Raw genomic sequence first — 8,527 nt, 5'->3', positions numbered from 1 at the left:
TAGCCCTCGCTGAAAACACGCAGGGCAAGGTTCAAACATGGGTCAATTCTCAATGGAAATATCTGCCACCAACGGGTCAGTTCCTACCGGAAATCAACAGTTGGCAATTAATGCTCCCATATCACGATCGCCAGAAATCGGCATGAAGAGAGCAAGGCATACTGGTGAAACCAGGGATGCTGCGATCAGGCTGAGGAAAAGTGCACTGAATTTTTTCATAGATGTTGACCGTTGTGGGCAGATCACGAACGATGGTTGACGTCTGAGCCGGCGAGGAGTGACGATCGGCCGAGACCGGTAGTCACTCTTCTTCGTAGTCAAAGCCCGCAAGTTCATCCCAAACAATACCGTCGGCAGCTATCGCTCGCATCCGCTTCGTCCAAAGAAAGCACGGACTGCCTTCGCCTCTAATGAACCGCATACGCTTTGGCCTCCGGATGGTTCGAAATGCTCCAAGGCCATCATGGTCGTGCTTTAACAAGATCGTTAGATTTTCGTCCCAACCGCTCGACAAATTAGGGTTGTTGATCTGAACAACCGAACCGACACCCAATTTGTATGCATAGCCAAGCTCTGCCAATGCCTCGAGCAGCTCGCTCATGCCGTGTTGAGGACAAAAAGGCGTGTCGATATGAAAGTTTAGGCCATAATAATCAGTACCGTAATCGGAAAAATGGTAGCAAAAATAATGTAGCATGTGCTGGAAATCTGGTCCCATCTCCCGATGTTTGATCGCCACCGCGGAGACCATCGCTATGTCGACTTCAAAAGTGAACACGCAATAACTGCCTTTCACTTCTTTCAGGATACCAAGTTTTGACAGAGCATCGGCGATGTTTTCGAGGTTCGATAGAAATTCGTGATAAAAGACGACCTTGCCGGCGTCGACTTCACTCGTAATGGATTTAGCCCATTCTGCTTCACCGCCGGGCGTCCAACTGTATGCGACCTGCGCTAGGGCGCGCGCAAGCAGTCCGTAGGCGTAATCATCGTGTTGCAACTGTGTCACCAAATTTATGTTCCGGCAAATCTGCCGCATGATCACGCGTTGTTCTGCGGGAAGCCAATACGACACCCGTAAATTGGCTCTGTCCTCGAATGTTTGCTCAAAACCTGCGCATACTCAAAACCAACAAAGTGCAATCTTGAGATGTGTTGAGAAATCAACTACAATCGTCTTTGGCTCTGGCGGAACAGAGCCTGGGCTGATTCTGCAGCGATATGCTCGGCTTGCGCTGCTTGCGGCGAAACTTGGCAGGACCCCACAGGATCACTCCGAAAATGAAGGCAAGAACGAATGAAGATATGATCGATGTCAGTGTCAAAATTAGAAAATCTAAAAGCTCAATATCCATATCTCAAATTCCGCTGCATCTGTTTGACATCCGGGGTGCCGTGAAATTGCTCTCACAATGAGTTGGCATCCATCCGGAGCGGATGTTCATTCACCATCGATAGAGGCGATCTCCTGCCGCGATGGTCGAGGAATTCGGCCGTAAGTCAGCCTCCCGCAGATCGAGGGACCCGATCGACAGCATCGCCTACCCAGATTGAGTTCTTCACCCGGAATCGGCGTCCAGGCGGGTGTTCGGTGATAGAGCGCAACCTTTTGATGCTGCGATCGAAATCAACTCCAGGCGTCGCGAATGGACGCCCTACCAGTTTCAAAAAAGCTGATGTGCTTAACACGTCAACTATGATTAGTAAGTTCGCTATACATTATTTCTATATGACGTATTAATTGTCAAAATACCGTCATATGGCAGTATGACCTAACAAATAAACCGGCCAGTTCAGAACACCTCAATAGATATGAGGTGTAAAATGAACAGGGTTGCAAAGAATTATTCTCATAAATGGCGTGAGCGGATATCAATAAGTCCGCGCGACAGTTGGAATTTTAGGGTTTTTCTATCGTCTTGCTTTCTGATTGCGTTAGGCACGGCAGCGAATCCTGCTGTTGCTGTTGCGGAAGACATCAGCTCTCTTGCCATAATGGGCGACAGAGCGAGCACAGCTACCGGCCTATCGGCAGACGGCCGTGTGGTGGCGGGATGGGTCGCTACACCTAGCGGCAATATCGGTTACCGTTGGAACGGAGCGGAGTTGATCGAGTTCGGCAACGGCGCACAATCCTTCGATATCAGGGATGTGTCCGCAAACGGCCAGATTGTCGTCGGGCAGGCGATCAATCCGACAACCGGAATGCCCGAAATGGTCCGTTGGACGTCTGGCGCAGGGCTGGAGTATTCGGGAGCGCTTAACGGCTTGTCGACCATGGCGCGTGGCGTCAATGGTGATGGATCTGTTATCGTTGGTAGTGCTGGTAAGACGCAGAGCAGCGCGCGGGCGGTTGTGTGGACGCGGGAAACAGGTTTAAGTGATCTGGGGCCTGGTGCGCTCTATGATGTATCCAAGGACGGCACGATTGCCACCGGCTGGGGGGCTGGCGGCGCCTCCATTTGGAAAAGAACCGGCAATGACTGGCAGGTTCAGCCCATTGGGGGGGTCTATGCCTACGGCATTTCCGAGAACGGTTCCCTGGTCGCTGGTGCAACAAACTCACAGGTACTACAGCCTTTTCTCTGGTCTGCCGAGAAGGGATTGGTGACGCTTGACACTTTGGGAAGAAAAGGCGGTTTCGGAAACGACGTTAACGACAGTGGCGTGGTCGTCGGCTTGCTGAACACCCAAGATAATAAGCAGGAGGCGTTTCGTTGGACGTCTGCAGGCGGAATGACGATCCTGCCGTCGCTATCAGGTGGCCCCGACCAAACATCAAGAGCCAATAGAGTGTCAGAAGACGGAAGTGTCGTCGTCGGCCAGAGCGGCGATGGTGTCGGCAGGGCCGTCCTTTGGCGTGTGCTGCCATCTGCGAGCGAGCCTGACAATGTGGTCCTGGTCGACGCCGCAAACACGTTAGCCTCCGTTGGCAGGGTGGCGAACCAGACATTTTCGGTGATGGAGATGCAGCGCCTGGCGCTCGGTCGTCTGCAAGCCCCCTGCGGCGCTGGGAAGGCGGGAGAAACCTGTTATTCGCTCACGACCGATATCGGCGGGTTCGATGGCAACGCCGATCTCATGTCCAGGCTGTCCATCGGCCACGCTTTCACGGACAATTTTTCCGCGGGCATTAGCTTCGCCCATTCTTTCTGGCGTGACCTGCCGAAAGATTTCGGCAACGACAATACCAATATCGGCGGTGGCATCTATGCTCAGTGGCAGGATCGAACCGCCGATGGCGAGTGGTATGTTCGTGGCAGCTTGGCCGGCAACCGCTATGACGTCGATCGCAATCGACCCCAGCTGGTCTTCACGGAAACAGCTTCGGGCGAAAGCACCATGACCGGTTGGGGCGCGGCGCTTGAACTGGGCCAGTCCCACGATCTCTCCGCCACCTCCCGCTTTGGCTATTATGGCGGGTTGCGCCATTCCAGTCTGACTATGGACGGCTACAGCGAAAAGGGCGTAGCTTTCCCCTTCAGCTATGGCGACGTCGATTATCGCTCAACATCGCTTTACGCCGGGCTGAGCTACGGCCTGGACCTGACCGACAAGATAAAATGGTCCGTCAATGCGGAAATCGAGCAGGACGTCTCGCACAGGAATCCGCGGCTTACCGCCAAGGCGGATTACATCGGGGCAGTCTCTATCGACAGCGATCTTGCCCGCACACGCGGTACGCTGTCGACCAATGTCTCCTATGCCTTGAACAACAGTATCTCGATCGGCGTGACGCCATATCTCTCGCGTACCGCGACCCGCGATGCCGCCTATGGCGCATCCATTGGCATTTCGGGGAAATTCTGAACCGTCTTCAAGACACCGAAACAGTTTAACAATTGGGAGCCGGCTGCGTCGCAGCCGGCTCTTATCTTGCCGACAATTTGCTCGGACATTGGCGGCTTCATGGCCTCGGCTGGTATCTATTGATAGCTGCAACGCGAGGAGGGTTCGATTGAGTTGTCATTGAGCGGAGCGAGGCTGACTCCAAAATCAACTCGATATTGCCGGTTGTCTGATATCCTACCCCAGTTGGGGTTTGGCCACCTCATCTGGGCCCATTCGACCCGAAGCTGCGTGTGTGGACGCCCCGTGAACGGACTTGATGGGTATTTCATAGACCCGGAAGGCGCGCCGGGAAAACCCTATGATTGGGATCGAGCGGGCCTCTCCGGCCTTGCCACAGATTTCGTGGCCACTATCAAAGCGGCTGGCAACGACAAACGTCTTGGCGCTCCACTGATGTAATTATCGGCCACGGCGACCTGCAGACAGTTATAGAGTGGGTATCGACCGATGGATGAAGTCAGGTGTTGCCTCGGACGACATAGTCCCAATGGGCGGTGAACTCGGGTCGACGACAGTCAAGGACCTGAACGCGCACGTTGCCGCAACGTTCGCGCACGGCAGACACGAGCTTCATTTCTACGCCAGCGAGCCATCAGTCCACTAGGCTGTCTGGAACGCCATCGCTTCAGCCTGAACTGCTTGATAGGGTGCTGTTGCAAAAAGCTCGTTGCTGTCGGAGATACCTAGCCATTCCGTTTGCGACAGAACCGTCCAGCGTTGGCTCAAAGTTCGACCATTGCCGCAAAGACAGCGGCGAAGGACGCATCGCTGCGATAGAAGACTGGCGGTTGCCCAATCGGGGCTGCAACCGTTACGTCCTGACCACCGGCATGAGCGATGCCACTCCAAATATGAATCCAGTCCACACCTTCTGGCAGATAAACCTGCCGCTGATCCTGTCCGGCCTGCCAAACCGGCGCAACGAGCAGCTCCCGTCCGTAGAGATAGCTATCCTGAATGGCATAGGTCTTTGGGTCATTCTCATGATGGAGAAAGATCGGACGCTGCACAGGCAGACCCGTCTGTTCAGCCTCGGCGGACAACGATCGAAGATAGGGTGCGAGATGTACGTAGAGCGCTGTCATACGCGCAAAATGGGCGAGAACCGTGGGGTCCTGGTCGATCTGGACATTATCGCGCGGGCGATTGCCTTCGTGGGTCCGCATCACCGATGTAAAGACCGACATCTCCGCCCATCGCATCAGCAGTTCGGGCGTGCGGACATTGCCGAACAGGCTGGTATAGCCGCCAATATCGGAGTGGTGGTAGGCATTGCCCAGCAGACCGGATGAGAGCGCGGCGGAGATGACGGTGACGAGGCCGTCGTGGCGTGAGAAATCCACCGATTGATCGCCACCCCACAGGAGCGGGCAATGCTGTTGGACACCGGTGAACCCGGCCCTCATGAAGAACAGGGCGTCACCCGTCATGCCGCGAGACGCAACCGCGCTCGCATTGACCTCGGCCCATAGCGTCGGCCATTCATTGTGCATGAGCTTCGCGTCAGTGCCATTCGCAAGATGCACGTCGATCGGCAGGTATTCTCCGAAATCAGCCATCCAGCCGGACAGGCCGTAATCGAGCATCTTCTTGCCGATGATCTCTTCGGCAAACCACTCAGTTGCCTCGGGATTGGTGAAGTCGACGACGCCGCAGTCGAACTCGCCGAAATCGACCAATGCCGTCTCGCCATCCACTGTCCTGGCGAAATAGCCGGCACGTTCTGCATCCGCGAACAGCGGGCCATCGGCACATAGGTAGGGGTTCACGTAACCAAGGAACCGTATTCCCTCATCGCTTAGCTCGGCGATCCTCTGACGCAGCCGTGGATATCTATCCTCGTTGGCCTGCCAGTCCCAGAATAGCCGTGCCCCGAACGAGGTCTCGCGCAGGCCAACCCAGTCTTCGCACCAGAGTCCCGCCACCTTGACGCCGGCATCCCTCATGGCTTGTAGCCGGGCGAACGAATTGGTGCCGTCCTTCAGGCCGATGATCGCGCCCTGATAGATCCACTCGGGCAGCTGCGGCTGGCGGCCGAAACGGTTCGAGAGTTGGCCGACAAGCTCAACGAAAGTCGCCGCCGCGAAGAGTTCGATGCGCTCGGGAATGGCCCAGCTCTCGATCTCATGAAAGCTCTTGTGACGGAAATCGAAGACAGAATAGGCGGTCGTCTCGACGTGCAGCGCATAGCGCGCCGAGGAGACATAGGTCGGCTGGGGATAGTTGGTGTTGAAATAATCGCCGCCGGCGCGATCCTTGACGTTGGACTTGAAAGTGATCTCGCTGGTCTTGTCGCGACCGACGCCGGGCTCCGAAGTCCAAAGAGGAAAACGACGGCCGCGCATGTCGAAATAGGACATCTGCTCGCCACCGCCCCAGACATGCTCGTCATGGTCGGCAGCGACACGCATCCAGAACCGGTTGATCAACGGATCTAACGCCTGGATCTCAATGGCGCTGTCGGTAACCGTTAGGACGAGACGGGGCGGCTGCCCGGCCCGCTCCGAAAGCGAAATCCGCCGGCCGTCGATCTCTGCATGCGCCAGGCGGCTGCGCTCGATCACATAGTCCTCGATATCGAAGTTGCCGCGATACATATCCATGCGCTCTTCACCGATACCGACGAAGATGGCGGGGGTGCTGCTCGTGTGATTGAGGATGACGCGCCCATCAAGCGACAGGGTGAAGCCGGACGGCGTCGCCTCCAACGCCAGTCGTTGGAATGATGTGTCGCCGTGGTTGACTTGCGCCTGACCTGTCTCGGAATGCATGATATCTCGCTGCAATGCAGTGGCGCTGCTCATCCCTTGATGCCTCCCGATGTCAGGCCGGAAACAACACGCTCCTGGAAGATGACAATCAGGATCGCCACCGGCACGATGCCGACGACAAGTGCGGCCGAGATGACTGGCCACGGAAAGGCGAACTCTCCCTGATAGAGCTGGATGCCCACCGGAAGGGTGCGCAGTGACGGATTGGAATTGAACGACAGTGCCAGCAGGAATTCATCCCACGCATTGACGAAAGCAAGAATGCCGGCGGTGAAGACGCCCGGCGCGCAGAGAGGAACGACGACCTGGAACAGAGCACCGAGACGCGTGCAGCCGTCGATCATCGCGGCATTCTCCAGATCGCGCGGGATGCCCTCGAAGAAGGAGATCAACATCAAGGTGCAGATCGGGAGAGACAGCACCGTGTAGGGCAGCACCAGCGCAACCCAAGTGTTCAGCAGATTGAGTGCGCGCATTATTTCGAACAGCGGCACAAGCAGCGTGACCAGCGGGAAGGTGGATACCGCCACGATCAGTGCCAGGATCAATCCGCGAAAGCGCAGGTCGAGCCGCGCCAGCGCGTAGGCCGCCAGCACCGAAACGAACAGGGTGAGCAGTGTCGAGAGCAAGGCCACCATGAAACTGTTGAACAGGAACAGGTGCAGCGGCTGATCGGAAAAGGCCTGCATGTAGTTCTGCAGCGTCGCGTTATGCGGCAGCCAGGTGATTGGCTTAAGCGTCAGTTCGCCTTCTGTCTTCAACGAGGTGAACAGGATCCACAGCGCCGGGAATAGCCCGTTGACCAGCAGGATGGCGGCGGCGATCAGACGCAATGGCTTCCCGGTCAGAAGGGATGCGGGACTTGGAGCAACAACGGCGCTCATGGGCTACTCCTTTGTCCTGATAATGCGCAGATAAACGGCGGTGACGATCATCGACAGCGCGAACATGACGACGGCGAGCGCCGATCCGTAACCGAGATCGAGGAACGACACGGTGTTCTGGTGGATGTACATGGCAAGTGTCGCCGTCGATGTACCCGGCCCACCGCCCGTCATCATGAAGGGAATGTCGAAGGTCTGCAGTGCAGTGATCGTTCGGAAGATCAGTGCGACGACGATTGAGGGCTTGAGAAGCGGCAGTGTGATTTCAAAGAACTGTCGGATGCGCCCCGCGCCATCAACGTCGGCGGCCTCATAGAGAGAGCGTGGAATGGTCTGGAGACCGGCGAGGATCATCAGTGCCATGAAGGACGACGTCTTCCAGATGATCGTCAGGCAGATCGTTGCGAAAGCCCAGTTCGGGGAATTGAACCAGATGATGCCGCCAAAGCCGAGGCGATTCAGCGCATCGTTGACGACTCCGTATTCCGAGTGGAAGAACCAGGCGAAGATCAAGCCGGCGAACGAAAGCGGCAGCGCCCAGGGTATGAGCAGAGACAATCTCACCGGCCATTGCATACCGAACGGCAGGTTGGCGAGCAGAGCGAGCCCCAGACCAACAAGTAGCGCGCCCGGCACGGTGATGATGGTGATCAGCACCGTGTTCCATAGCGTCTGCCAGAAGACGGGATCGTCGATCATGGCGCGGTAGTTGTCGATGCCGACGAATTCCGCTGGAAGGCCGGAGGTCAAGGACAGGCTGAAAAAGCTGGTGTAGATCAGCCGGCCGACTGGATAGACGATGATCAGCGACAGCAGCACCGCAGCGGGAGCGAGAAGCAGCACGGCCAGCGCGCGATCACTCAGATCGAACCATTTGCTCCGCTGCGGCAGCCGTTTCTCTTCTGTATCAGTGAGCGGCATTGTTGATATACTCACGGCGAGCGCTCCTGCTGTGCGATGTCATGTCGGGTCCCTTTCGTTCAGGGCGGGGCGTCCGAGCCGCAACGCGTGCGCCACGCA

Annotated in this window: 5 protein-coding genes; 1 reads left to right on the top strand and 4 read right to left on the bottom strand. The window is 56.6% G+C overall.

What is annotated here, in order from left to right; all coding sequences use genetic code 11:
* Positions 1 to 301: 301 nt before the first annotated feature.
* A complete protein-coding gene (locus A6U86_RS11620) occupies positions 302 to 1,009 on the bottom strand; it encodes a hypothetical protein (RefSeq protein WP_141683685.1) in 708 nt (235 codons plus the stop codon).
* 815 nt (positions 1,010 to 1,824) lie between these two features.
* On the opposite strand from A6U86_RS11620, the gene A6U86_RS11610 reads away from it, so the two are divergent.
* A complete protein-coding gene (locus A6U86_RS11610) occupies positions 1,825 to 3,810 on the top strand; it encodes an autotransporter domain-containing protein (RefSeq protein ID WP_158008750.1) in 1,986 nt (661 codons plus the stop codon).
* Between the two features lie 764 nt (positions 3,811 to 4,574).
* Here A6U86_RS11610 and A6U86_RS11605 read toward each other — a convergent pair.
* Genes A6U86_RS11605 through A6U86_RS11595 form a run of 3 tightly spaced genes read right to left on the bottom strand, consistent with a single transcriptional unit; the run spans position 4,575 to position 8,428 of the window.
* The gene (locus A6U86_RS11605) at positions 4,575 to 6,656 is read right to left on the bottom strand and encodes an alpha-glucosidase (protein ID WP_198929053.1); all 2,082 of its coding nucleotides are present in this window, start codon (positions 6,654 to 6,656) and stop codon (positions 4,575 to 4,577) included.
* Entirely contained in the window at positions 6,653 to 7,507 is an 855-nt protein-coding gene (locus tag A6U86_RS11600; RefSeq protein ID WP_068390819.1) for a carbohydrate ABC transporter permease, read from the bottom strand. Before A6U86_RS11600 ends, A6U86_RS11605 begins: the two co-directional genes overlap by 4 nt.
* Positions 7,508 to 7,510: 3 nt before the next feature.
* Positions 7,511 to 8,428 (bottom strand): carbohydrate ABC transporter permease, encoded by a 918-nt coding sequence (locus tag A6U86_RS11595; protein ID WP_068390816.1) that lies wholly within the window; start codon positions 8,426 to 8,428, stop codon positions 7,511 to 7,513.
* Positions 8,429 to 8,527: the final 99 nt, after the last annotated feature.

This window comes from Rhizobium sp. AC27/96 (assembly GCF_001692325.1).
Lineage (GTDB): Bacteria > Pseudomonadota > Alphaproteobacteria > Rhizobiales > Rhizobiaceae > Rhizobium.
This window is presented reverse-complemented; position numbering and strand designations above follow the sequence as displayed.

What these genes read in the sequence shown, in the direction of transcription:
- A6U86_RS11595 (WP_068390816.1), bottom strand. Translation starts at nt 8,428, where the DNA reads ATGCCGCTCACTGATACAGAAGAGAAACGGCTGCCGCAGCGGAGCAAA.
- A6U86_RS11605 (WP_198929053.1), bottom strand. Translation starts at nt 6,656, where the DNA reads ATGAGCAGCGCCACTGCATTGCAGCGAGATATCATGCATTCCGAGACA.
- A6U86_RS11610 (WP_158008750.1), top strand. Translation starts at nt 1,825, where the DNA reads ATGAACAGGGTTGCAAAGAATTATTCTCATAAATGGCGTGAGCGGATA.
- A6U86_RS11600 (WP_068390819.1), bottom strand. Translation starts at nt 7,507, where the DNA reads ATGAGCGCCGTTGTTGCTCCAAGTCCCGCATCCCTTCTGACCGGGAAG.